17 protein-coding genes and 2 pseudogenes are annotated in these 24,365 nt (G+C 72.3%); 10 read left to right on the forward strand and 9 right to left on the reverse strand.

Going from position 1 to position 24,365, the window contains the following annotated elements; translation table 11 throughout:
• The first annotated feature begins 31 nt into the window (after window positions 1-31).
• The gene (locus ABEB06_RS12465; RefSeq protein WP_345696920.1) at window positions 32-862 is read left to right on the forward strand and encodes a serine hydrolase domain-containing protein; all 831 of its coding nucleotides are present in this window, start codon (window positions 32-34) and stop codon (window positions 860-862) included.
• A 296-nt stretch (window positions 863-1,158) separates the two neighbouring features.
• Here the strand turns inward: ABEB06_RS12465 and ABEB06_RS12470 are convergent, their stop codons facing one another.
• Window positions 1,159-1,935: a pirin family protein gene (locus ABEB06_RS12470; protein WP_345696921.1), complete on the reverse strand. Its 777-nt coding sequence runs from the start codon at window positions 1,933-1,935 to the stop codon at window positions 1,159-1,161.
• Between the two features lie 242 nt (window positions 1,936-2,177).
• Here ABEB06_RS12470 and ABEB06_RS12475 point away from each other — a divergent pair, with 242 nt between their 5' ends.
• From ABEB06_RS12475 to fabF, 5 genes are all read left to right on the forward strand, one after another.
• A complete protein-coding gene (locus ABEB06_RS12475) occupies window positions 2,178-3,374 on the forward strand; it encodes a PucR family transcriptional regulator (protein WP_345701824.1) in 1,197 nt (398 codons plus the stop codon).
• Window positions 3,375-3,464: 90 nt separating this feature from the next.
• A complete protein-coding gene (locus ABEB06_RS12480) occupies window positions 3,465-4,406 on the forward strand; it encodes an ACP S-malonyltransferase (protein WP_345696922.1) in 942 nt (313 codons plus the stop codon).
• On the forward strand, window positions 4,403-5,434 hold the full coding sequence (locus ABEB06_RS12485) for a beta-ketoacyl-ACP synthase III (protein WP_345696923.1): 1,032 nt from the start codon (window positions 4,403-4,405) through the stop codon (window positions 5,432-5,434). The genes ABEB06_RS12480 and ABEB06_RS12485 overlap by 4 nt, the downstream gene beginning before the upstream one ends.
• A 78-nt stretch (window positions 5,435-5,512) precedes the next feature.
• On the forward strand, window positions 5,513-5,755 hold the full coding sequence (locus ABEB06_RS12490) for an acyl carrier protein (protein WP_253798526.1): 243 nt from the start codon (window positions 5,513-5,515) through the stop codon (window positions 5,753-5,755).
• Between the two features lie 105 nt (window positions 5,756-5,860).
• Window positions 5,861-7,126: a beta-ketoacyl-ACP synthase II gene (gene fabF / locus ABEB06_RS12495; RefSeq protein ID WP_345696924.1), complete on the forward strand. Its 1,266-nt coding sequence runs from the start codon at window positions 5,861-5,863 to the stop codon at window positions 7,124-7,126.
• A gap of 52 nt (window positions 7,127-7,178) precedes the next feature.
• Here fabF and ABEB06_RS12500 read toward each other — a convergent pair whose 3' ends face one another.
• Together ABEB06_RS12500 and ABEB06_RS12505 are read right to left on the reverse strand one after the other, a co-directional pair.
• Window positions 7,179-7,673: a DUF3145 domain-containing protein gene (locus ABEB06_RS12500; RefSeq protein ID WP_345696925.1), complete on the reverse strand. Its 495-nt coding sequence runs from the start codon at window positions 7,671-7,673 to the stop codon at window positions 7,179-7,181.
• A gap of 361 nt (window positions 7,674-8,034) precedes the next feature.
• Entirely contained in the window at window positions 8,035-9,054 is a 1,020-nt protein-coding gene (locus ABEB06_RS12505; protein ID WP_345696926.1) for an NADP-dependent oxidoreductase, read from the reverse strand.
• A 92-nt stretch (window positions 9,055-9,146) separates the two neighbouring features.
• Here ABEB06_RS12505 and ABEB06_RS12510 point away from each other — a divergent pair, with 92 nt between their 5' ends.
• Together ABEB06_RS12510 and ABEB06_RS12515 are read left to right on the forward strand one after the other, a co-directional pair.
• A complete protein-coding gene (locus ABEB06_RS12510; protein ID WP_345696927.1) occupies window positions 9,147-9,596 on the forward strand; it encodes a MarR family winged helix-turn-helix transcriptional regulator in 450 nt (149 codons plus the stop codon).
• A 124-nt stretch (window positions 9,597-9,720) separates the two neighbouring features.
• The gene (locus ABEB06_RS12515; RefSeq protein WP_345696928.1) at window positions 9,721-11,253 is read left to right on the forward strand and encodes an LCP family protein; all 1,533 of its coding nucleotides are present in this window, start codon (window positions 9,721-9,723) and stop codon (window positions 11,251-11,253) included.
• On the opposite strand, the gene ABEB06_RS12520 is transcribed toward ABEB06_RS12515, so the two are convergent.
• Window positions 11,240-12,148, reverse strand: coding sequence for a pyridoxal-phosphate dependent enzyme (locus ABEB06_RS12520; RefSeq protein WP_345696929.1), 909 nt, complete (start codon window positions 12,146-12,148; stop codon window positions 11,240-11,242). The genes ABEB06_RS12515 and ABEB06_RS12520 overlap by 14 nt on opposite strands.
• Window positions 12,149-12,297: 149 nt before the next feature.
• Here ABEB06_RS12520 and ABEB06_RS12525 point away from each other — a divergent pair, with 149 nt between their 5' ends.
• On the forward strand, window positions 12,298-14,541 hold the full coding sequence (locus ABEB06_RS12525; RefSeq protein WP_345696930.1) for a M9 family metallopeptidase: 2,244 nt from the start codon (window positions 12,298-12,300) through the stop codon (window positions 14,539-14,541).
• 147 nt (window positions 14,542-14,688) lie between these two features.
• Here ABEB06_RS12525 and ABEB06_RS12530 read toward each other — a convergent pair whose 3' ends face one another.
• Both ABEB06_RS12530 and ABEB06_RS12535 read right to left on the reverse strand, forming a co-directional pair.
• Window positions 14,689-15,507: an IS4 family transposase gene (locus tag ABEB06_RS12530; RefSeq protein ID WP_345696931.1), complete on the reverse strand. Its 819-nt coding sequence runs from the start codon at window positions 15,505-15,507 to the stop codon at window positions 14,689-14,691.
• Window positions 15,508-15,658: 151 nt separating this feature from the next.
• A pseudogene (locus ABEB06_RS12535) lies at window positions 15,659-15,838 on the reverse strand (transposase domain-containing protein); the annotation flags it as partial.
• A 213-nt stretch (window positions 15,839-16,051) separates the two neighbouring features.
• On the opposite strand from ABEB06_RS12535, the gene ABEB06_RS12540 reads away from it, so the two are divergent.
• Window positions 16,052-17,437, forward strand: a complete 1,386-nt coding sequence (locus ABEB06_RS12540; protein ID WP_345696932.1) for an IS1380 family transposase — start codon at window positions 16,052-16,054, stop codon at window positions 17,435-17,437.
• Window positions 17,438-17,732: 295 nt separating this feature from the next.
• Here the strand turns inward: ABEB06_RS12540 and ABEB06_RS12545 are convergent.
• From ABEB06_RS12545 to ABEB06_RS12555, 3 genes and pseudogenes are all read right to left on the reverse strand, one after another.
• A pseudogene (locus ABEB06_RS12545) lies at window positions 17,733-18,736 on the reverse strand (IS5 family transposase).
• A 149-nt stretch (window positions 18,737-18,885) separates the two neighbouring features.
• Window positions 18,886-21,543 (reverse strand): PKD domain-containing protein, encoded by a 2,658-nt coding sequence (locus ABEB06_RS12550; protein WP_345696933.1) that lies wholly within the window; start codon window positions 21,541-21,543, stop codon window positions 18,886-18,888.
• 55 nt (window positions 21,544-21,598) lie between these two features.
• Window positions 21,599-24,331: a PKD domain-containing protein gene (locus tag ABEB06_RS12555; protein ID WP_345696934.1), complete on the reverse strand. Its 2,733-nt coding sequence runs from the start codon at window positions 24,329-24,331 to the stop codon at window positions 21,599-21,601.
• Window positions 24,332-24,365: the final 34 nt, after the last annotated feature.

Genomic DNA, 24,365 nt, shown 5'->3' on the forward strand with positions numbered 1-24,365 from the left:
GCGGCCGACCGGGTCGTCTAGAGTTCGGCGCATGCAGAGCTTGCGGATGATCGAGGACTGGCCGGTGCCGAACGCCGCGGCGGCGGTGGTGCGGGGCGCGGACGGCGCGGTGCTGGGCTCGCACGGGCCGCAGCAGCACCTCTTCCCGCTGGCGTCGGTGACCAAGCTGCTCACCTCGTACGCGGCGCTGGTCGCGGTCGAGGAGGGCGTCTTCGAGCTGGACGACCCGGCGGGCCCGGCGGGGTCGACCGTGCGGCACTTGCTGGCGCACACCTCGGGGCTGGCGTTCGACGAGCACCGGGTGATGGCGGAGCCGGGCAACCGGCGGCTGTACTCCAACGCCGGTTTCGACGTCCTGGCGGCGGCGCTCGCCGAGGCGTCCGGGATCGAGTTCGGGCGGTACGCGGCGGAGGCGGTGTTCGAGCCGCTGGGGATGCACTCCACGCTGATCAACACCGCGCACCGCTCCCCCGCGGGCGCGGGCGGCCTGTCCACCGTCGCCGACCTGGCGCTGTTCGCCGCCGAGCTGCAGGCGCCGAAGCTGCTGGACCCGTCCACCCTGCACGCCGCGACCCGCGAGGTCGCCTTCCCCGGGACCAACGGCGTGCTGCCGGGCTTCGGGCACCGGCGGCCGAACGACTGGGGCCTCGGTTTCGAGATCCGCGACGGCAAGGCCCCGCACTGGACGGGCACCGCCAACTCCCCCGCGACCTTCGGCCACTTCGGCCAGTCCGGCACCTTCCTGTGGGTGGACCCCGCCGCCGGCGTAGCGTGCGTCGCCCTCACCGACCGCGACTTCGGCCCGTGGGCGGCGGAGGTCTGGCCGCAGCTCGCCGACGCCGTCCTGGCCGAGCTGCGGTAGCGGGCTCCGGCGGCTAGCCGGCGAGCGAGTCGCGGAGCTCGGCGAGTTCCAGGTCCAGTTCGCGGTAGCGGGCGCTGAGGGTTCGGTCCTCCGAGGGGAGGACCGCACCGCTCCTCGATCTCCTCCCGGAACGCCAGCGCCTGCCGCACCGCGCGCTCGTGCAGCTCCTGCCACCGCGCGGCCTTCTGCTCCTTGCGCTTCCTGCTTCCGAACACCCGGACTCCCCCTGGTTCGCCGTCGTACGGTCGGACGATCACGCCACCCGGCCGCCACCGGACCAAGGGGGATCCACCGCCTCAGCCGTACGACACCGGCGAGTGCATCTCCCACAGCAGCAGTTCGGCGCCGTCCTCGCCGGCGACCGGGTCGGCGAAGGCGGCGCCGGTGATCCGGACGCTGTCGCCGGGAGCCATCGACCGGCCGCCGCCCTGCGGGCCGGGGACGGTGCGGTAGCCGACCGAACCGGCCGTCAGGTGCGCGTAGCGGAAGGGCGCGGAGGGCAGCTCGGGCAGCGGCTGCCAGGCGCCGGCCCGGACCAGCCACAGCGCGGCGTCGCTGCGCCGCAGCCGCAGCGCCTCGCCGTCCTCGTCGCGCGCCATCCCGGAGGCGAGCAGCGTCAGCCCACCCTGCGCCGGGTCGACCCGGCGCAGGCCGTACGCGGGCTCGGCGTCGAACGCGTCGGGCTGCAGCCACATCTGGACGAAGCGGACCGGCCCCTCGGCCCCGCCGATGTTCCGCTCGGTGTGGCTGACGCCCGAACCGGCCGACAGGTGCTGCACCATGCCGGGCCGCACCACGCCCGCGTGCCCGTCGCTGTCCCGGTGGGCGAGGGCGCCCTCGACGACCCAGGTGAGGATCTCGGTGTCCCGGTGGCGGTGCTCGTCGAAGCCCGCGCCCGCGGCCAGCGTCTCCTCGTTGCACGCGAGCAGCGCCCCGAAGTGGGTGTTCTTCGGGTCGTAGTGCCCGGAGAAGGAGAAGGCGTGCCGGGTCTCGATGCCCTCCTCCGGCCGGGAGAGGTACCGCTCGGGGGCCCGCCGCAGGTCGGCTCGGGGGCGTTCACTGGTGTCGGTCACGGGGCCTACGGTAACCCGGTGTGACCGGGGCCACCGGGGTGATCCGGCGGGGTCGTGCACGAGCACGGCTCCGGGTGAGGCAGGCTAGTGCTGTGCCAGCCCCTTCAGCGAAACCCGACAAAACGACATCCGAGCGCAAGCCCGCCGCCCGGAAGGCCGCCGGCAAGGCCGGTGCGGCGAAGGCCGCCCCGCCCAAGGCGCCGGTCCGGGGGGCGGCGTCGTCCAGCCCCGGGCGCGGGCGGATGACGGCGGAGGAGCGCCGGCTCGCCGCCGAGCGGGCGGAGCTGCGGGCGGCGACGCTCAAGCGGCTGGAGAAGTCCTCGGGCAAGTTGGCGACCAACGCGATCGCCCGGATGGACGACCAGCTGGCCTGGTACCGGCGGATGCCGCCGGAGCACCGTTCCTGGATCGGCCTGGTCGCCCAGGCGGGCATCGCCGCCTTCACCGAGTGGTACCGGCACCCGGAGGCGCCGCAGGCGATCTCCACGGACGTGTTCGGCACCGCGCCGCGCGAGCTGACCCGGGCGATCACCCTGCGCCAGACGGTGGAGCTGATCCGCACCACCATCGAGGTGATGGAGGAGGCCATCGAGGAGGTGGCCGCCCCCGGCGACGAGGCCGGGATGCGCGAGTCGGTGCTGGTGTACGCGCGGGAGATCGCGTTCGCCACCGCGCAGGTGTACGCGCAGGCCGCGGAGGCCCGCGGCGCGTGGGACGCGCGGCTGGAGGCGCTGGTCGTCAACTCGCTGCTGTCGGGTGACGCGGACGAGGGAGTGCTCTCCCGGGCGGCGGCGCTGGGCTGGGGACAGCCCGCCCAGGTACGCGTGGTGATGGGCAGCGCGCCGGACGGCGACAGCGAGCTGGTGGTGGAGGCGATCCGCCGGGCCGCCCGGTACGCCAAGCTGCACGTGCTGACCGGGGTGCTGGGCCGGCGGCTGGTGGTGGTGGTCGGCGGCGGCAAGGAGCCGGTGCACGCGGCCCGGGCGCTGATCGGCCAGTTCGCGCCGGGCCCGGTGGTGGTCGGTCCGGCGGTCGGCGACCTGCTGTCGGCGACCCGCAGCGCGCACGCGGCGGCGCAGGGTCTGAAGGCGTGCGCGGCGTGGCCGGACGCGCCGCGCCCGGTGCTGGCGGACGACCTGCTGCCGGAACGGGCGCTGGCCGGGGACGAGGTGGCCCGCCGTCAGTTGGTGGAGGAGATCTACACACCGCTGGAGGAGGCCGGGTCGGCACTCCTGGAGACGCTGAGTGTCTTTCTGGAGCAGGCGTCCTCTCTTGAGGGCGCGGCCCGGATGCTCTTCGTCCACCCGAACACCGTGCGCTACCGGCTGCGTCGTGTGACTGACGTCACCGGCTATGCTCCGTCCGACGTACGTTCGGCCTTCACCCTGCGCATCGCCCTTGCCCTGGGACGTCTCGGGACGGTCACCGAGCAGGGCTGAAGCCACTGTAGGGAGTCCACAAGCCGACGTGCTTTTCTTCGTCATCGTCGCCTACCCGCCCCCGGGCGTCCGGCGAGAGAGGGTTGAACCGTGCTCGTAATCGTCGCCCCTGGACAGGGTGCTCAGACCCCCGGCTTCCTCAACCCCTGGCTCGAGCTGGACGGCGTGGCCGACCGGCTGCGGCAGTGGTCCGCCGTGGCCGGGCTCGACCTGGTCCACGCCGGTACCGAGGCGTCCGAGGAGGAGATCAAGGACACCGCCGTCGCCCAGCCGCTGCTGGTCGCCGCCGGCCTGGTCACCTCCGGCGCGCTGTTCGCGGACGGCGACCTGACCGCGCGGGTGTCCGCGCTGGCGGGCCACAGCGTCGGTGAGATCACCGCCGCCGCGCTGACCGGCGTGCTGACCGCCGAGGACGCGCTGGCCTTCGTCCGCGAGCGCAGCCTGGGCATGGCCGAGGCCGCCGCGGTGACCGCGACCGGGATGGCCGCCGTGCTCGGCGGCGACCCGGAGGAGGTCGCCGCGAAGCTGGCCGAGCACGGCGTGACCGCGGCGAACAACAACGGCGGCGGCCAGATCGTCGCGGCCGGCACCCTGGACCAGCTGGCGGCGCTGAAGGCGGACCCGCCGGCCGGCGCCCGGCTGATCCCGCTGAAGGTGGCCGGCGCCTTCCACACCGCGCACATGGCCCCGGGCCAGGCGCGGCTGGAGAAGCTCGCCCCGACCCTGACCGCTGCCGACCCGCTGGTCGCGTACGTCTCCAACAAGGACGGCGAGGTGGTCGGCAACGGCGCCGAGGTGCTCGCCCGCCTGGTCTCCCAGGTGTCCAACCCGGTCCGCTGGGACCTGTGCATGGAGACCCTGCAGCAGCTGGGTGCGACGGCCGTGATCGAGCTGTCGCCGGCCGGTACTCTCACCAACCTGGTCAAGCGCAACGTCAAGGGTGTCGCGACGCTTGCCCTCAAGACCCCCGCCGATCTCGACAAGGCCCGTGAGCTGGTGGCCGAGCACGGCGCTCAGGAGAGCAACGCATGACCACGCCTCAGATCAAGCCGGCCTCCGGCGCCCAGTACTCGCGCATCCACGGGGTCGGCGGCTACCGCCCGTCCCGGGTGATCCCCAACGCCGAGGTGCTGAACTGGATCGAGTCCACCGACGAGTGGATCCGCAGCCGGTCCGGCATCGCCGAGCGCCGCTGGGCGACCGCCGAGGAGACCGTCGCCGAGATGTCGGTGCAGGCCGCCGGCAAGGCGATCGCCCAGGCCGGCATCGCCCCGGAGCAGATCGGCGGCGTGATCGTCGCGACCGTCTCGCACCTGAAGCAGACCCCGGCCATCGCCACCGAGATCGCCCAGCGGCTCGGCTGCGGCACCGCCCCGGCGTTCGACATCTCGGCCGCCTGCGCGGGCTTCGGCTACGGCCTGAGCCTGGCCGACGGCATGGTGCGCGGCGGCAGCGCCGAGTACGTGCTGGTGATCGGCGTGGAGCGGCTCAGCGACCTGACCGACACCTCGGACCGCTCGACCGCCTTCATCTTCGGCGACGGCGCCGGCGCCGCGGTCGTCGGCCCGTCCCCGGTGCCCGGCATCGGCAAGGTGATCTGGGGCTCCGACGGCTCGCAGGCCGACGTGATCTCGCAGACCCAGGCCTGGGACACCGCCTTCGCCAAGCCGGACGCCGTCAACGGCGCCGGTGAGGAGACCAAGTGGCCGGCCCTGCGGATGGAGGGCCAGACGGTCTTCCGCTGGGCCGTGTGGGAGATGGCCAAGGTGGCCCAGGAGGCGCTGGACGCCGCCGGGATCACCGCCGACCAGCTCGGCGCGTTCATCCCGCACCAGGCCAACATGCGCATCACCGATGCCATGATCAAGGCACTCAAGCTTCCCGCGTCGGTGCCCGTCGCCCGCGACATCGCCGAGACCGGCAACACCTCCGCCGCCTCCATCCCGCTGGCGATGGAAGCCATGCTGGAGCGCGGTGAGGCGAAGAGCGGCGACCTGGCCCTGATCATCGGGTTCGGGGCGGGTCTGGTCTACGCGGCCGCAGTCGTTACTCTCCCCTAGGCGTCTACGCCCCATCCGAAAGAAACCTGCGACGGCCTGTCGGGCCGCCGCTGTCAACACCGAAGAGGAGCAGCCGATATGGCTACCCAGACCGAGGTTCTCGAGGGTCTCGCCGAGATCGTCAACGAGATCGCCGGCATCCCGACCGAGGACGTCGAGCTCGACAAGTCGTTCACCGACGACCTGGACGTCGACTCGCTGTCCATGGTCGAGGTCGTCGTGGCCGCCGAGGAGCGCTTCGGCGTCAAGATCCCGGACGACGAGGTCAAGAACCTCAAGACCGTCGGCGACGCGGTGAACTACATCATCGAGAACGCCTGACCTCTGGTCACCCCCGGCCGGGGCGCCCAGCGCGCCCCGGTCGGTCCTCCCCCACTCCTCCGGCGCCCCGCCACCACCAAGCACACGTGAGAGAAGAAGAAACCAGTGACCGCTGAAAACCGCACCGTGGTCGTCACGGGTATCGGCGCCTTCACGCCGCTGGGCGGCGACGCCGCCTCGTTCTGGGAGGGCCTCGTCGAGGGCCGTTCCGGCGTGGCCGCGCTGACCGAGGAGTGGGCCACCGACCTCCCCGTCCGGATCGCCGCGCGCGTCGCGGTCGAGCCGGGCGAGATCCTGCCCCGCCCGCTGGCCCGCAAGCTGGACCGCTCGGCGCAGTTCGCGCTGATCGCCGCCCGCGAGGCCTGGGCCGACGCCGGGTACGAGACCCCGGCCACCGCCGAGGGCTCCCCGCTGAACCCCGAGCGCCTGGGCGCCGTGATCGCCTCCGGCATCGGCGGCGTCACCACCCTGCTCGACCAGTACGACGTGCTCAAGGAGCAGGGCGTCCGCAAGGTCTCCCCGCACACCGTGCCGATGCTGATGCCGAACTCCCCCGCCGCCAACGTCGGCCTGGAGGTCGGCGCGCGCGCCGGCGTGCACACCCCCGTCTCCGCCTGCGCCTCCGGCGCCGAGGCGATCGGCTACGCGATCGAGATGATCCGCACCGGCCGCGCCGACGTCGTGATCGCCGGCGGTACCGAGGCCGCGATCCACCCGCTGCCGATCGTCGCCTTCTCCAACATGATGGCGATGTCCAAGAACAACGACGAGCCGCAGCGCGCCTCGCGCCCGTACGACAAGGGCCGCGACGGCTTCGTGCTCGGCGAGGGCGCCGGTGTCGTGGTGCTGGAGTCCGCGGAGCACGCCGCCGCGCGCGGTGCCCGGGTCTACTGCGAGGCCGTCGGCCAGGGCCTGTCCTCGGACGCCCACCACATCGCGCAGCCGGAGCCGACCGGTGCCGGCGTCGCCCGCGCGATCGCCGACCTGTTCGCCCGCAACGACCTGGACAAGTCGGAGGTCGTGCACGTCAACGCGCACGCCACCTCGACCCCGCAGGGCGACACCGCCGAGGTGAAGGCGCTGCGCAAGGAGCTCGGCGAGCACCTCGACCACGTGGCGATCTCCGCCACCAAGTCGATGACCGGCCACCTGCTCGGCGGCGCCGGCGGCATCGAGACCGTCGCCACCGTGCTCGCGCTGCACAACCGGCTCGCCCCGCCGACCGTCAACGTCGAGGACCTCGACGACGACATCGACGCGGACATCGTCCGTGACGAGCCCCGCAAGCTGCCCGAGGGCCGGATCGCCGCGCTGAACAACTCGTTCGGCTTCGGCGGCCACAACGTGGTGCTGGCCTTCCGCACGGTCTGAAGCCGCCCGTGAGGAGGGGCCCGGGGCGTCGCCCCGGGCCCCTCCTGCGCGTTCACACCACCTGGTGGAGCCAGCGGACCGGGGCGCCCTCGCCCGCGTAGCGGAAGGGCTCCAGCTCGTCGTCCCACGGCTTGCCGAGCAGGCGGGCGATCTCGGACTCCAGGTCGCCGCCCTCGTTGCGGGCGCGCAGCAGCACGGCGCGCAGCCGGTCCTCCGGGATCAGGATGTCCCCGTGGATGCCGGTGACGGCGTGGAAGATGCCGAGGCCGGGCGTGGAGCTGTACCGCTCGCCCTCCGCGGTGGCGCAGGGCTCGCTGGTGACCTCGTACCGCATCAGCTGCCAACCGCGCAGCGCCGAGGCCAGCCGCGACGCGGTGCCGGGCTCGCCCTGCCAGGACAGCTCGGCGCGCCAGTGGCCGGGCGCGGCGGGCTGGCGGATCCAGTCGAGGCTGACCCGCACGCCGAGCACGCCCGCGACCGCCCACTCGACGTGCGGGCACAGCGCGCGGGGCGCGGAGTGGATGTAGAGAACTCCACGAGTCGTCACCGGGACCTCCAGGCTGTGGACGAGGGTCGCCTTCCCCAGCTGCCTCGCGCCGTCTGCCGGTAGGTTCTGACCACTGGCTACCCCGTGAAGCTCAACTTATTCGACATTAGGTCATCAAATTGAGCAAAACGGACAAGCTTTCACTCCAATCGTAGCCGGATCCACCGAGAGGTCTACCCCCGGTCCGGATCTCTCCCCCGAATGGACCTGTCCCGACGCTACCGGCCCCGGGGGGCGGCGCGGGTGACGTCCCGTCGGAATCCGGACCGAAGCACGCGGCGTGCGCCCGTACACGGAGCGCCCCCGCCCGGGGCTTCCGGACGGGGGCGCATGACGGTGCGTCAGTGGACGCGTCGACCGGTCAGAGCCGGACGACCATCTTGCCGGTGTTGGCACCGCGCAGCAGGCCGATGAAGGCGTCGCCGGCGTTCTCGATGCCCTCGACCACGGTCTCGTCGCCCTTGAGCTCGCCGCTCCTCAGCCAGCCGGCCGTCTCGGCGACGAACTGCGGCTGCAGGCCGTAGTGGTCGCCGACCAGCAGGCCCTCCAGGCGCAGCCGCTTGCCGATGGCGAGCGCCAGGTTGCGCGGGCCGACCGGCGGCTCGGTGTCGTTGTACTGGGCGATGGCGCCGCAGAGCACCGCGCGGCCCTTGACGCCCAGCGCGCCGATCGCGGCCTCCAGGTGGTCGCCGCCGACGTTGTCGAAGTAGAGGTCGATGCCGTCCGGGGCGGCCTCGGCGAGCAGGTCGCGGACCGGGCCGTCCTTGTAGTTGAAGGCGGCGTCGAAGCCGTACTCGTCGACCAGCTTCGCGACCTTCTCCGCGGAGCCGGCCGAGCCGATGACGCGCTTGGCGCCCTTGAGGCGGGCGATCTGGCCGACCAGCGAGCCGACCGCGCCGGCCGCGCCGGAGACGAAGACGGTGTCGCCCTCCTTGAGCGCGCCGACCTCCAGCAGGCCCGCGTACGCGGTGAGTCCGGGCATGCCGAGCACGCCGAGGTAGGCGGAGAGCGGGGCGAGCTCCGGGTCGACCTTGACCGCGTGGGCGGCGCCGACGGTCGCGTACTCGCGCCAGCCGAGGCCGTGCAGCACGGCGTCGCCGACCTCGAAGCCCTCGGCCGCGGAGGCGACCACGTAGCCGACCGCGCCGCCGTCCATCACCTGGCCGACCTGGAACGGCGGGATGTAGGACTTCACGTCGTTCATCCGCCCGCGCATGTACGGGTCGACCGACAGGAAGGCGTTGCGGACGAGGATCTCGCCCGCCTCGGGCTGCCGGACCGGCGCCTCGACCAGCACGAAGTCGTCCGGGGTCGGCCAGCCCTGCGGGCGGGCCGCCAGGTGCCATTCGCGACCGGTGGTGGGGACGTCCTGCTCTGCCATGACTTTGCTCCTCGACCTGAAAGTTTGAGCTTCTCAAGCAATCGTGCGAGTGAAAGGTTCATGTTGTCAAATGTTCAGGTAGACTGGACCGCATGGAGACGCAGCAGCAGCCCGCCGACGCGATCACCCGCGAGGTCGTGGACCTCATGGCGAGCCTGGTCGCGCTCTTCCACCGCGAGTACGAGGAGGCCGCCGCCGCCCGCTCGCTCACCGGCGCCCAGGCCAAGGTGCTGGCCCTGCTCCGGCGCGGCCCGATGCCGATGCGGCACATCGCGCAGACCCTGGCGTGCGAGCCGTCCAACATCACCGGCATCGTCGACCGGCTGGAGGCCCGGGGCTTCGTCACCCGCGAGGCCGACCCGCAGGACCGCCGGGTCAAGCTGGTCGCCGCCACCGACACCGGGGTGACCGCCACCGAGGAGCTGCGCGAGTCGCTCAACTTCGCCCGCGAGCCGCTGGCCGCGCTGGACGAGTCCGAGCGCTCCCAACTGCGCGACCTGCTCCGGCGGATGCTGCACGGCGCCGAGTCCACCGCACTCTGACCCCCGGCGGGGAGGCTGTCGGTCCTCTCGGCAAAGATGGTTCGCGTGTAACCGTTCGGGCCGCCGCACCGTCTTAGAGGTGAGTCCCGAGAATCCCGCGGCCGTACAGAGAGCTTTCCTACCGATGACCGACGTCCCCCGTCGAACCGTCCGGGGTGCCGCCGCACCCCGGCGTGCCCGCCTCGCCCGGGCGGCCGGCGCCACCGCCGCCGTCCTGGTGCTGGCCACCGCGGGCGCCGGCGCCTGGCTCTACCAGCGGCTGGACCAGAACATCACCACCTTCTCCGCCGACGGCATCGCCACCAGCCGCCCGCCGGTCGCACCGCCCGCGGCGGGCGGCGGCCGCGCGGTCAACGTCCTGCTGCTCGGCTCGGACACCCGCCAGGACGGCAACGGCAGCCTGGGCGGCGGCGAGGAGGGCGTCGGGCACTCCGACACCGCGATCCTGCTGCACGTCTACGCCGACCACCAGCACGCCGTCGGGGTGTCGATACCCCGCGACACCCTGGTGACCGTCCCGGCCTGCCGGCTCCCGGACGGGCGGTGGACCGCCGCCAAGCACAACCAGATGTTCAACTCCGCCTTCACCGTCGGCGAGTTCGCCAAGGGCAACCCGGCCTGCACGCAGAACACCGTGGAGGCGCTGACCGGCCTGCGGATCGACCACACCATCGTGGTCGACTTCAAGGGCTTCGCCGCGATGACCGCCGCGGTGCACGGCGTGGACGTGTGCGTGCCCAACGACGTGGACTCCTACGGCATCCACCTCACCAAGGGCCGGCAGACCGTCTCCGGGCAGACCGCACTGGACTACGTCCGGGCGCGGCACGGCTTCGGCGACGGCTCGGACATCGGCCGGGTGAAGCGGCAGCAGGCCTTCATGTCCTCGCTGATCAAGAAGGTGCAGGCGCAGGGCTTCAACCCGACGACGATACTTCCGCTGGCCGACGCCGCGACCAAGTCGCTCACCGTCGACCCGGAGCTCGGATCGGCGTACAAGCTCGCCGAGTTCGCCCAGTCACTGCAGGGCATCAAGCTCTCCGACATCACCTTCGTCACCGTCCCCTGGCGCTACCAGGGCGAGCGCGTCGCACTGGTCCAGCCCGACGCCGACACCCTGTGGAACCTGCTCCGCCAGGACCGCACCCTGGACGGCCGGGCCACCGCCTCGCCGGGCGCCTCCGCCTCGCCCTCCTCCTCGGCGGCCGCCTCCGCCTCCGCGTCGCCCTCGGGCTCGGCCGCCGCCCTCCCCCCGAACGTGCCGATCACCGTGCACAACGCCGCCGGCTCCCCCGGGCTGGCCGGGAAGGCGGCCTCCGCACTGCGCGCCAAGGGCCACTCCGACGTCACGGTCGGCCCGAACACCACCCCACGCCGCACCACCCTGATCGAGTACGGGCCGGGCCGGAACGCCGCCGCCGAGGCACTCGTCCAGCTCTACCCCGGCGCCGAACTGCGGGCCGACGCGGCGGCGGACGGCCTGGTGCTCACCCTCGGTCAGGACAGCGCGCCCGCCGACCCGGAGACCGAGGAGGCCTCCCCGAGCGGCACCGGCAGCGCGCGGCCCACCGCCCTGCCGTCGACCATCCCGACCGGCATCGCCGAGAACGCCCGGCCGGCCGACAGCGACCTCTGCTCCGACCTCAGCTTCGGCTGATCCCCCGCGCGGCGAGTCCGTCCGGCAGCCCGGTGACCACCGCGGTCACCCGGGTGCCGGGCGCGAACTCCCCGGCCAGCGCCAGGTCGTGGACCGCCCGCAGGGTCTTGGCGACGTACCGCCGCTCCACCGGGACGCCGTGCCGCTGCTCGAAGTCGGCGGCGAAGGCCTCCAGTTCGGCCGGCACCCGGCCGTAGCCGCCGAAGTGGTGGCCGTGGTGCAGCCGCCAGTTGCCGAACTCCCGTCCACAGGCCGCCCGGTGGAGCGCGGCGACCTCGCCCTCCAGGTAGCCGGCCCCACCCTTGAGCACGGCCACGCCGAGCGCCCGGGCACCGGCGGGAAGGCCGGCGGCGATCCCGGCGAGGGTGCCGCCGGTGCCGACCGGACAGCACACCACGTCCCGCCCGCCGAGGTCGTCCAGCTCGGCCGCGACCGCCGCCGCACCGTGCACCGCCAGGGCGTTGGAGCCGCCCTCGGGCAGCACCCAGTAGCCGTCCCGGGCCTGCCCGCCGCCCGCCACCAGCGCGCGGTACGCGGAGCGCGGGACGAACTCCAGCACCATGCCGTCCGCCTCGGCGGCCGCCAGCGACCAGTTGCGCTCCGCGACGGCCAGCTCCTCGCCGCGGACCACCCCGACCGCGGCCAGTCCGAGCGCCTTCGCGGCCGCCGCCACCGCCCGGAGGTGCGTCGAGTACGCCCCGCCGTAGGTCAGCAGGCCCCGGCTGCCGGCCGCCACCGCCGCCTCCAGGTTCGGCAGGAGCTTGCGCCACTTGTTGCCGGGAAGCAGCGGGTGCACCAGGTCGTCGCGCTTCAGCCGCAGCTCCACACCGACCGCGGCGAGCCTCGGATCGGCGATCGGCGTCAGCGGCGTGGGGAGCGCGGGCGGAGTGAGCACCGGGCAACCCTAGGACATTCCCTCTTCCGCCCGACGCCATTGTGTGCCATTTTACATGTCACACACTAGAAGGCCGGTGCCCCCTCAGCCCGGCCACGACCCGCCCGGAGTCCCCCACCGTGCGTCAATTCCGGATAACCCCGGCCCGGATGGGCCGACTGCTCACCCCGGCCCTCGCGCTCACCCTCTCGCTCGGCGTCGCCGCGCAGAGCCAGGCCGCCCCGAGCGCCCCTGCCGCCCCCGAGAAGGCCCGGGTGACGACCGCCGTCCCGGCCTCGCACCCGGTCCCCAAGTCCCCGAACGAGGCGAAGGACGGCCGCCCCGTCCCGGGCGAGGCCCTCACCGGCACCAAGTCCGCCCCGCAGAAGGGCGACCAGAGCGCCGCCCCCGCCAAGAACAGCAAGCGGCTCGGCTCGGCCGCCGCCGGCGCCGCCTCCTGCGACGTCTCCGCCTTCGGCACCATGAGCGGCAACGCCCTGGTCCAGGCCGTCAAGGCGGCCGACCTCACCTGCGTCTCCCAGCTCTACTCGATCACCGGCAGCCAGGCCCGGGCCACCTTCCGCGAGCCGCAGATGGTCACCGTCGCCGACGCCCTGCGCACCGCGTCCCAGTCCTACGACGGCTCCAACTCCGGCTCCGTCGGCCAGCTGGTGACCTTCCTGCGGGCCGGCTACTACGTCCAGTGGTACAACCCCGACGTGGTCGGCGCGTACGGCACCGCCCTGCAGACCTCGATCCGCGGCGCACTGGACGCCTTCTACGCCGCCCCGCACGCCAAGGACGTCACCGAGGCCAACGGCCAGACCCTGTCCGAGGCGGTCATCCTGATCGACTCCGCCCAGGAGAACGCCCGCTACACCGGCGTGGTCAAGGACCTGCTGACCCGGTACACCTCCGCCTGGACCGGCGCGATGTGGAACGCCGTCTCCAACACCAAGCTGGTCCTGGAGAACGGCCTCGGCACCCCCGCGTTCAACAGCGCCCTGGTCGCCGACCCCTCCGTGGCCACCACGATCTCCTCCTTCGTCACCCGCAACAGCTGGATGATCAACGGCGGCGACCTGGCCACGAACCTCGGCATCGACCTCGGCTCGTTCCTCTCCTCCCCCGAGCTCCAGTCCCAGGCCCGCCCGCTGGTCAAGGACCTGGTCAACCGCTACCCGCTGGTCGGCGGCACCGGCCCGCTCACCATGAACCTCGCCTGGTTCACCGAGAACAAGGACAAGGGCAACTGCTCCTACTACGGCCTGTGCGACCTGCCCACCCGGCTCGTCCCGCTGGTCCTGGTGAACGACAAGGTCTGCAGCCCGACCCTGCACATCCGCGCCCAGCAGATGTCCGACACCGAACTCGCCGACACCTGCGCCAGCCTGGCCAACGAGGACGCGCTCTTCCACCGCGTCGTCAAGGACGGCGGCCCCGTCCCCGGTGACGTCAACACCCAACTGGAGGTCGTCGCCTTCGACTCCTCGTACAACTACCGCCTGTACGCCTGGTCGATGTACGACATCGACGTCGACAACGGCGGCATGTACCTGGAGGGCAACCCGTCCCAGGCGGGCAACCAGGCCCGCTTCATCGCCCACGAGGCCGAGTGGCTGCGCCCCGCGTTCTCGATCTGGAACCTCAACCACGAGTACGCCCACTACCTCGACGGCCGCTACGACTTCTACGGCGACTTCGACGCCGGCCAGACCGTCCCCAACATCTGGTGGATCGAGGGCCTCGCCGAGTACATGTCCTACACGTACCGGGACGTGCGCTACGACGACGCCATCGCCCAGGCCGCCCTCGGCACCTACGCCCTGAGCACCCTGTTCGACTCCACCTACGACAACAGCGACTCCACCCGGGTCTACAACTGGGGCTACCTGGCCGTCCGCTACATGCTCCAGTCGCACCCGCAGACCGTCGCCGCCTACCTGGCCAAGACCCGCACCGGCGACTTCACCGGCGCCCGGGCCGTCCTCACCTCGCTCGGCACCTCCTACGACGCCGACTTCGCCCGCTACCTGACCGCCTGCGCCGCCGGCGACTGCGGCACCCTGCCGCCCGCGCAGGCCCCGCTCTGCACCAACGCCGACACCCGGCAGTTCGACCAGAACTGCCGCCGCGACGGCCTCGCCGCGAGCACCGGCAACTACAGCTACCACTTCCTGTACCTGCCGGCCGGCGTCCAGCAGCTCACCATCACCACCACCGGCGGCACCGGCAACGCCGACCTCTACTGGAACGCCGCCAACTGGGCCACCACCGGCGCCAACACCGCACGCTCCACCAACGCGGGCAACGGCGAGACCCTGACCATCACCAACCCGCCCGCGGGCTGGGTGTACTTCAGCCTCCACGCCCAGAACGCCTTCTCCGGCGTCAGCGTCACCACGCAGTACTAGAACCAACGCCGTGTAGATAGCGGCTGCGGGCTTCCGTCACGGGTCTGGTGTGGCCAGGATGTCGATGCTGATGGTGGCTTTGTAGCTGGTCCGGTCGACGGTGCCTTTGGCGTTGCACTTGGAGATCGCGCGTTTGACGACGCGGGGTCAAGTGCGGATGCGCCGGTTGGGCATGAGGTCGGCCAGGACTCGTCGGCCGATGGTGCCGACGAGGTCGATGACGGTGTCCGCGATGACGCCCGCGGCCTGGATGACCAGGTCGCGGGCGGTGTTCAGGGCGATGGTGAAGCCGGCCCGGTCGGGGTCGATCTCCGGTCGGGTGCCGGTGGCGTCGGCCATGGCCAGGCGTAGGACCTGGTAGGCGACCAGCAGCGCGTGGATCTCCTGGTCGAGGCCGGCCGGGGTGCGGGCGCGCAGGACTCGGCCGCCCAGGATTGTGGACTTGATCTCCAGATAGGCGGTCTCGATCTCCCACCGCTCGTGGTAGAGCCGGATCAGCTCGGCCGCGGGATGGGACCGGTGGTCGGTCAGGGTGGTCACCAGCCGGTAGAGGCCCGTGCGGTGGCCGGCGGCCGTGGTGATGGTGATCTCGCAGTCGATGACGCGAACCGCGGCGGTCCCGAGCCGGGACAGGTAGGAGCCATCACGGTTGCGGCGAAGGACCGGCAGGTGGCGGCCGCTCTTCACCCGGACCAGCACCTGCGCGCCGGTCGCGGAGATGGTGTTCACCAGGGTCTGGGCGGCGAAGTTGCGGTCCAGCAGCACGATCATGCCCTCGTGCAGGCTGCGGAGCAGGCGCGGAGCACAGGTGGTCTCGCCATCGGCGGTCGGTCCGAACGCCGCGTCCAGGATGGTGCGGGTGCCGCAGGACACCAGCACCAGCAGTCGCAGTGCCGGATACCCCGAACCGCCGTCGTTGCAGCGGTGTTTGGTGTACTCGGTCAGGTTCGCCGGGCTGTCGGGCACCGCGATCGTCGTGCCGTCGATCGCGCAGACCAGCAGCCCCCCGCCACCATGCCCCGGCGGCGCCGATTCCGGCGGCCGGGCCGCGCAGCAGGTCGAACAGCCGGCGCAGCGGCTCGGCGCCAACCCGCTTGCGGGCCTGAGCCAGGGCGCCGCCGGTCGGGTCCGCGACCGGCAGACCGTCCAGGCCGGCCGCCAGCCGCTGCCACACCTGCCGCCAGCCCCGCCCAGGGAACAGGGACCCGGCCAGCAGCGGGTACACCACCACTCGCGACGGCAGGTCCCGGACCCGGGACTGCACTCTGCCGGTCTGCGTCAACGCCTCGTCGACCATCTCGAACGGCACGATCCGGGTCAACTCGCCGAGATGGCCGGGCGCGAACGCCCTTGCGGCAACCACAACCTCGCGAGAGATGACAGACTGAGCCCGAATCCACCGGGCTGTGACTGACGCGGGGACGGGGTGACGCAGAGAGGTGCCTGCTGAGCTGGGGGGATGGGAGTTCTCTACGCTTCCGTCCGGCCCGACCAGCAAGGCACCTCGTAAGTGAAATCCTCCCACAGCCCCGGCGCGCTCACCGCCGCGTTCGACGAGCCGAACCTGGTCGCGGACGCGGGGCTGGTCCCGCTGGTCCGGCTGGCCGAGCGGGTCGGGCTTCCCGGACTGGTCGAAGACAGGCTGCGGATCGACGGTGCCGGCAACAGCGGCGGTGCCAACCCGGCTGCGAAGGTGATGACGCTGGTCGCGGCGATGTGCGCCGGGGCCGACTCGATCGACGACACCGGCCGGCTGCGGCACGGCGCCATGGGCCGGCTGTTCCGCGGGGTGCGCGCGCCCTCCACGCTGGGCACCTTCCTGCGCTCCTTCACCCGTGGGCACAACCGGCAACTCCATGCGGTGCACCGGGACTTCCTCGCCCGCCTGGCCACCGCCACCCCGCTGCTGCCCGGCCTGGACCGGGTCGCGTTCGTGGACGTCGACCCCACCCACCGGCGGGTCCACGGACGCGCCAAACAGGGCGCCGAGGCCGGCCGGTTCAAGGGCGTGCGCACCCTGCACCCGGTCCTGGCCACCCTCTCCACACCGACGGCCCGCCCGGTGGTCGCGGCGGTCCGCCTGCGGCGGGGCAAAGCGGCCGACGCCCGCGGCTCCGGACCGTTCACGAGCGAGGCCCTGGCGGCCGCCCGGCAGGCCGGGGCGGGCGGCACGGTGATCGTCCGCGCGGACAGCCAGTTCTACAACGCCGACGTGGTGGCCGCCTGCCGCCGCGCGAATGCCGGCTTCTCCGTGACGGTGCGGATGAACCCCAACGTCGCCGCCGCGATCAGCGCGATCGGCAAGGACGCCTGGACGCCGATCCGCTACCCCGAGGCGTTCGTCGACCCGGACACCGGCGAGCTGGTCTCCGACGCCGAGGTCGCCGAGATCCCCTACACCGCGTTCACCGGCCGCAGGAAGGCCGAGCACACCACTGCCCGGCTGATCGTGCGCCGGGTCCGCCGCCTGAACGCCGAAACGGCTGCCGGACAGGGAGAGTTGTTCACTGCCTGGCGCTACCACCCGGTGTTCACCGACAGCCCCTTCGCCACACTCCAGGCCGAACTCCACCACCGCCGGCACGCGACCGTCGAGCAGGTCATCGCGGACGGCAAGGGATCAGCGCTGGCCCACCTGCCCTCCGGGAACTTCCAGGCGAACAACGCGTGGCTGACCTTGTGGGCCATCACGCACAACCTGCTGCGGGCCGCCGGATCCCTCGCCGGGACCTTCCACGCCAGGGCCACCACCGCGACCCTGCGGGCCCACCTGATCCACGTCCCGGCCCGCCTCGCCCGCTCGGCCCGACGGCTGACGCTCCACCTGCCCGACCGCTGGCCCTGGCAGCACGCGCTCACCGACCTCTTCACCGCCGCCCACCCGCCACCGGCCTGATCACCAAACCGACCACCCGCCCGACAGGGCCCGACCGGAGCAGACGTGGAAGAGCTGGGCAGACCAGCAGACCTCCCACACCCGCAACCCGGTCACCCCCGCCAGACCCCGGATCCGATCGCTCCCGAATCAGCTCGGTGGATTCGGGCTGAGCACCCACGGAGCTCCTAGCCGAACAGTGATCTTGGTCGACACGGTTCTAGCAGGGAGCTCCGTTCCATTTCAGGCCGCTTGACGAAGCCGTCCGAGGCGCTATCTACACGACGTTGGTACTAGGGAGCGTATTTGGTCGTGATCAATGGGTGGTCTTGGTGAGGTCCTTGATCCAGATCATCGCGCCGCGAAGCTGGAGGCCGGCGAGGTAGCTCTCGGGTGTCTTGTCGAACCGGGTGGCGATCCCCCGCCAGGCCTTCAGCCTGTTGATCAGGCGCTCGACGGTGTTCCGCTCTCTGTAGAGCTCGGCGTCGTGGCTGACGGGACGACCGCCTTTGCTGCCCTTCTTCCTCCGGTTGGCGGCCTGGTCCTTCTTCTCCGGGATGACCGCTTTGATGTGGCGTTTGCGCAGGTAGGCGCGGTTTCTGCGGGACGAGTAGGCCTTGTCCCCGGCGACCGCGTCGGGCCGGGTGCGGGGGCGGCCGACCGGCCCGCGGACCCGGACCTTCTTCAGCACGGGGATGAACTGCGGGCTGTCGGCGGCCTGCCCCTCGGTCAGAACGAACACCAGCGGGCGGCACCTGCGCTCGCCGGCGATGTGGACCTTGCTGGTCTGACCGCCCCTGGAGCGCCCGAGCAGGGCAGCCTTCAGGCGGAGCTTGCGTCTGCGTCGGACACGCCGCCGCTCGTCCCGCTCCGGGTCGTCCGTGGCGCCCTGCCCGTCTTGTCCTTCCGGGCCGCCCCCTTTTGCCGGGCCTTCTCCGCCTCCTCGGCGGCCTTCTCCAGGTCGGCGAGCGTGTCGGGGTCGAGGTGCATCCCCGCGGCGTCGTGGTGGGCCCGGACGGTGGTGGAGTCCACGCTGACCAGCGACAGGTCCACCTCACCCCGCTTCACGGCCTCCGCGATCGCACCTTCCAGCAGGGCCTCGAACACCCCGGCGTCCCTCCACTGCCGGAAGCGGTTGTGGACCGTCGACCAGGCGCCGAACTCGCTCGGCACCTCCCGCCACTGGCCGCCCGTCCGAAACCGCCAGATCACGCCCTCGAACTGCCGACGCAGCCGCTCGGGGTACGGGCCGTACTCGCCGATCGGCAGGTACGGCTCGATGAACTCCCACTCGGCATCAGTCAGTTGCACTCGCGTCACACAACACGATCTACCGGACCAGGGCCCACCGCGAGGGCGAAACCCGCAAATTGATCACAACCAGATACGCGCCCTAGAACACCCGCCCCGCACAGCCCGAAGGCCCCCGCGCACACCGCGCGGGGGCCTTCGGCCGCACAGACGCCCAGTCAGAGGCCGGCGGCCGTCAGCATCCGGAGGGACCCGACTTCCCCCGCGGCGTCGGCGCTGAAGACGTCACTGGCACCGCTCCACCGGCCGGCGGTGTAGTCGCCGGTCACCGTCTGGACGCGGCTTCCACCCGCCGTCAGGCCGAAGATCCGGAGGGTGTTGCCGGTGGAAGCGGCGACGACCTGCTGAACGGACGTGATGCCGCTGGCGGCGGAGATGTCGCCCCAGCCGGTCCAGTAGCCGGCCTGGTAGTCGCCGGTGGTCTCGTAGACCCGGCCGTCCGCCAGCGCGACCACGTGGAAGCGCGAACCGGGGGTGGACGCCGCCGCGAGCTGGGTGATGCCCCAAGGGCCGCCCTTCGCCGCGGTCACGTCGCCGAAGCTCCAGCGGCCACGGGTGTAGTCGCCGTCGGCGACCCGGACGTGCCCGTCGTTGCCGAGGATCGCGATGTGCAGCACGTTGCCGGTCGTCCCGGCCGCGATGCTGGCTGCTCCGACCGGGATGCGGGTGGCGGCGGTGACGTCGCCCCACGCCGACCACGTGCCGGTGACACGGTCCGAAGAGGCCTCGTACACACGGCCGTTGGCCACCGCCACCAGGTGCGTGCTGTTGCCGATCGACGCCGCCGAGAGCTGCGTGATCCCCGACAGCGTGCCGGTGCCGGTGACCTCCTTCCACGGCAGCCACTGGCCCTGCGCCACCCCGCCCGACGCCGGACCCAGGTTGCGGTCCGCGTTGTAGATCTTCCCGTCCACCAACGCGAACATCCGCAGGTACTGGTCCGCGGTGGTCGCCGAAGCGAGCGAGGAGACGTAGCCCGCCCAGATCCTGGCTCCGTTGTCCGGCACCAGAAGGTGCGGCGACCACACGTTCTTGGTGTAGTTGACGCCGGTGGTCACCAGTTGTCCGCCGCCCGGTGCCGCCACCAGCTGGACCCGCTGGCCGGGCTGCAGCGCCGCCGTGTACTTCTCGTTGGTCAGCTCGACGGTCTTCTTGACGACGGTGGTCCGGCCGCCCGCGTCGGTGGCGGTCACGGTGACCGTGTAGCTACCGGGCCCCGGGTACTGGTGGGCAGAGCCGGAGCCCGCGGCCACCGTGCCGTCGCCGTACTCGATCACGGTGCTGGTCACCGCGTAGGGCGAGGTGGCGTCGGCGAAAACCTGGAGGCTCAGCGGCTCCGACCATTCCTTGACGTCGAGGGTGGCGACCAGGTCGCCGGGCTCCTTGACGGTCACATCAGCCGTACCGGCGCTCGCCGTCATGCCGTGCACGTCGGTCGCAGTGACCGTCGTCCAGTAGGTTCCGGGCTTGGTGTAGGTGTGGCTGACGGTCGGCTCGGTCGACTTGAGCGTCTCGCCGTCACCGAAGTTGAAGAGGTACTCGGCCATCGGCGTGTTGAAGGTGTTGACCGCCTTGGCGGTCACCTTCACGGTGTACGGCGCCGGGCCCTGCCGGGACGGCAGATCGGTGATCAGCTGAGCGGTCAGCGTGGTCTGCCCCGCCACCTCGTACGCGCCACGGTCCCGGATCCCGCTGCCCGGCGCCGTGTTGACGACGTTCGGGTCGTCGATCGGCTTGATGCCGCGCAGGTCAGTGTCCACACCCGGCGCGGCCGGGTCGGCCGAGTCGATGGCCACGGTGGCCGTCTCCGGCAACTGGGCTCCGAAGGGCAGGTCGTAGTCCGCGTCGTGCGCGGCCTGACCAGGCTGCGCCGCGGCGAGCGCGTCCGCGGTCGGGTACGAGGTGCCGCCCCAGGTGTACGCCGAGGCGTCCGCCCACGGGTGCACCGTGTTGTAGTCGATCTTCGACCCGGCGGTCGACCCCGCGGAGACCAAGATCTCCGTCTCACCGCGGTTGGTGTCCGTGGTCCTGCAGTTGTTCGGGGTCGTGCCGTCGTGTTGGGCGGAGATCACGTTGTTCTCGATCAGCGCGCCCGGTGACGCACCGTCGATCCTCACGCTCTCCGCGCAGGAGGACTGGATCGTGTTGTTGGTCACGGCCGTGTTCGGGGCGTCCAGCACCGAGACGGCGGCCCTGGAGGTCCAGGTGAAGTCGTTGGCGGTGATCAGCGAGTCGTGGACGCCGGCCCCGACGCTCACTCCGCCGGTGGCACTGAACAGGCTCCGGCTCACCGTCACATGGTCGTCGGCCCCTGAGAGCTGAACGGCCACCGGCCCGGTGAGGCTGTACTTCATCCGGTCCAGCACCACCCGGGAGGAGTTCACCACCGACACCGTCGGCACGGCGGCTCCCGTGAAGCCGAGGACCCGGAGGTTGCGCACCACGACGTCGTGTACGTCGGAGAGCACGAGGGCGCTCTTGGTGTTCACCACCGGGCGCACCAGATTCGTGGACGGATCCATGCCCACGAAGGTGATCGGCTTGTCCGGCGTACCGGAGCGGGTGAACTCCACCGTCTCCTGGTAGGTGGTACCGGCGGCGATCTCGACCGTCTGCCCGGGCTGCGCGTTGCGGGCAGCCGCGGAGACGGTGCAGAACGGCACCTCGGCCGTACCGCTGCCGAAGTCGGTGCAGGTCGTCGACCGGTTGTTGACGTACAGCGTGCTCGCCGGCTCCGCCGCCACGGCGGCGGACGGGACGGCGACCAGGGCGGTGGCGGCCGCCGCGGTGAGCGCGGCGGACTGGCGGAGTCTCATACGGGGTCCTCGGAGCGGGAGACGTGGACGGAAGCAGAAGCGGAAGGGGTGCCGGTCACCGGCCGGCCGCGCTGAGGTCGGTGACCTGACGGTAGGAGAACGGATCCACCGGGCCGGCGGCGCCTGCGGCGTTGACCGAGGAGGCCCGGGTCCAGCGGCCGAGGGTGTAGTCGCCGTCGGCGTTCACGATCCCGCCGCTCACGCTGAGGCCGAACACCCGCAAGGTGTTGCCGGTGGCGGCGGCCGCGACCTTGGTGAGCGCGGGCAGGCCGCTCTCCGCCGTGATGTCGCCCCAGTTGCTCCAACGGCCGGCGGCGTAGTCGCCGCCCGCCTCGTAGACCTTGCCGCTCGCGAGCGCGACGATGTGGAACTTCGAACCGGGGGTGGCGGCCGCGGCGAGCTGCGTGGTGGTCCCGGGGAGCCGCCCGACCGCCGCGGTCAGGTCTCCGCCGCTCCACCGGCCGCGGCCGTAGTCCCCGTCAGCGACCCGGATCCGGCCGTCGGTGCTGAGCATCGCCACGTGCAGCACGTTGCCGATCGAGGCGGCGGCGGCGCTCGACACGTCCCCGGGGTAGCCGAGCGCCCCCGTGATGTCGCCCCACCGGGACCACTTCCAGCCGATCCGGCCGAGCGAGGTCTCGTGGACGCGGCCTCCCGCGACGGCCACCAGGTGGATGTCGTTGCCGATCGCGGTGGCCGTCAGCGACGTGATGCCCGGCAGCGGACCGGCCGTGTCGGGGCTCGTCAGCTCCAGCCACTCGGTCCAGTCGCCCGGGTTCAGGTACCCGTCGAACGGGCCGAGGTTGCGGTCGGCGTAGAAGACCCGGCCGTCCTCGGTGCGCACGAACGAACGCAGGTGCTGGTCCTCGGTGACGACCGCCGCGGTGACGGTGGAGGGTGCGCCGCCGCCCAGTCCGAGGGTCGGCACCGGCTGGAACGGGGCCCACAGGCCGCGGCTGTAGTTGGCACCCGTGTTGACCGGCGCGTAGCTCTCCTTCGTCATCGCGAAGAGCTGCACGCGCTCGCCCGGGGCCAGCGAGGCCTCGTACCCGGCGTCGGCCACCTGGACGGTCCTGCGGACCACGGTGCTGCGCTTGGCCTGGTCGGTGACGGTGACGGCGATCTCGTAACGGCCGGGGACGCGGTACTGGTGGTGGGCGTCCTTCCAGTCGAGCACCGGGAGGTTGCCGCTGCCGTCGCCGAAGTCGATCAGGTAGACCAGGGACAGGGCGTACGGGGAGGACGCGTTCACCGCGACGGTGACCCCGAACGAGGCGCCCGTGGTGACCGAGACGTCCGCGGTCAGGTCGGCCGCGGGTCGGACGTCGACCTGCTGGGACGCCGAGGTGACGGACGCGCCCTGGGCGTCGGTGGCGGTGACCTCGGCATGGTAGGTGCCGGGCGCGGTGTAGGTGTGGCTGAGGGCCGGCGCGGTCGAGTCCGCGGTGGTGCCGTCGCCGAAGTCGAAGTGGTAGACGGCCTGCTTCACGCCCCAGGCGTTGTACGCCGTGGCCGTCGCGGTGACCGTGAACGGCGCCGGGCCCTGCGGGGTGGTGACGCCCGCGGTCACGGCCAGGTCGACCCTGCGCTGACCGAACAGCTCGTAGGCTCCGCGGTCGCGGATGCCGGGTCCGGTACCGGCGATCTTCGGGTCGTCGCCGGGCTTGATGCCGAGCAGGTCGGTGGCGATGCCGGGGGCGGTCGGGTCGGTCGAGTCGATCGCCGCGGCCGCGGCCTCGGTCAGCCGGAGGTCGGCGGTCGCGGGCTGCCCGAAGGCGACGTCGACGTCGACGTCGTGTCCGGCCTGGCCGGGCTGTGCGGCGGCGAACGCCGCGGCGCTCGGGTAGGCCGTCCCGGCCCAGGCGTAGGCGGAGCCGTCCGACCAGGGGTGGACCAGGTTGTAGTCGACCTTGGAGCCGCTCACCGACCCGGCGGCGACCGCGATCTCGGCCTCGCCGCGGGTGGCCCGGTCGGTGGCGCAGGGCGCGGCGGTGTCGGTGGCGGGGTCGTGCACGGCGGTGATCACGTTGTTCTCGACCACCGCACCCGGTGAGGCGCCGTCGATCCGCACGCTCTCCGCGCAGGAGAAGGCGATGGTGTTCCCGGTGACCGCGGTCCTCGGCGCGTCGACCGCGGTGACCGCCGCCGAGGTGGTCCGGTTGAACTCGTTGGCGGTGATCAGCACGTCGTGGGCGCCGGCCCCGACCGCGAGGCCCCCGGTGTTGTAGAACCGGTTGCGGGCGAAGGTGAGGTCACCGCCGGGGCCGGAGACCTGGATGCTCGGCGCCTTGGTCAGGGTGAAGAGGCTCTGGTCGACCGTCACCCGCGAGGAATCCCGGACGCTCACCAGGGGCACGCTCGTCGCCGCGTCCCCCCGGACGAGGAACCCGCGCACCGTGACGTCGTGCACGCCCACCAGGACGAAGCCGCCCGCGTCGGCCGCCGGCGGGTTCAGCATCGGCCGCGTGCCCCGGGCGTCGTACGGGACGCCGAGGAAGGTGATCGGCTGCTCCGGCGTCCCGGACCGGGTGACCGTCACGGTCTCCCGGTACGGGCCGGAGTCCGGCGCGACCTTGACGGTCTGTCCGGGCCGGACCGCCGCCGCGGCGGCCGAGATGGTGCAGTACGGGTTCGCCTCGCTGCCACTGCCGGCATCGGTGCAGGAGGTCGCCGCCCGGTTGACGTACAGCGTGCTCCCGGCGGTCTCGGCCGAGGCCTGGACCGCCGGGAAGGCGAGGACGGAGGTCGCCGCAGCCACGGTGAGGGCGGCGGACTGGCGCAAGCGCATGAAGCAGGCTCCAAGTGGTGCTGACGAATAATCA

Source organism: Kitasatospora terrestris (assembly GCF_039542905.1).
In the GTDB taxonomy this organism is placed as follows: domain Bacteria; phylum Actinomycetota; class Actinomycetes; order Streptomycetales; family Streptomycetaceae; genus Kitasatospora; species Kitasatospora terrestris.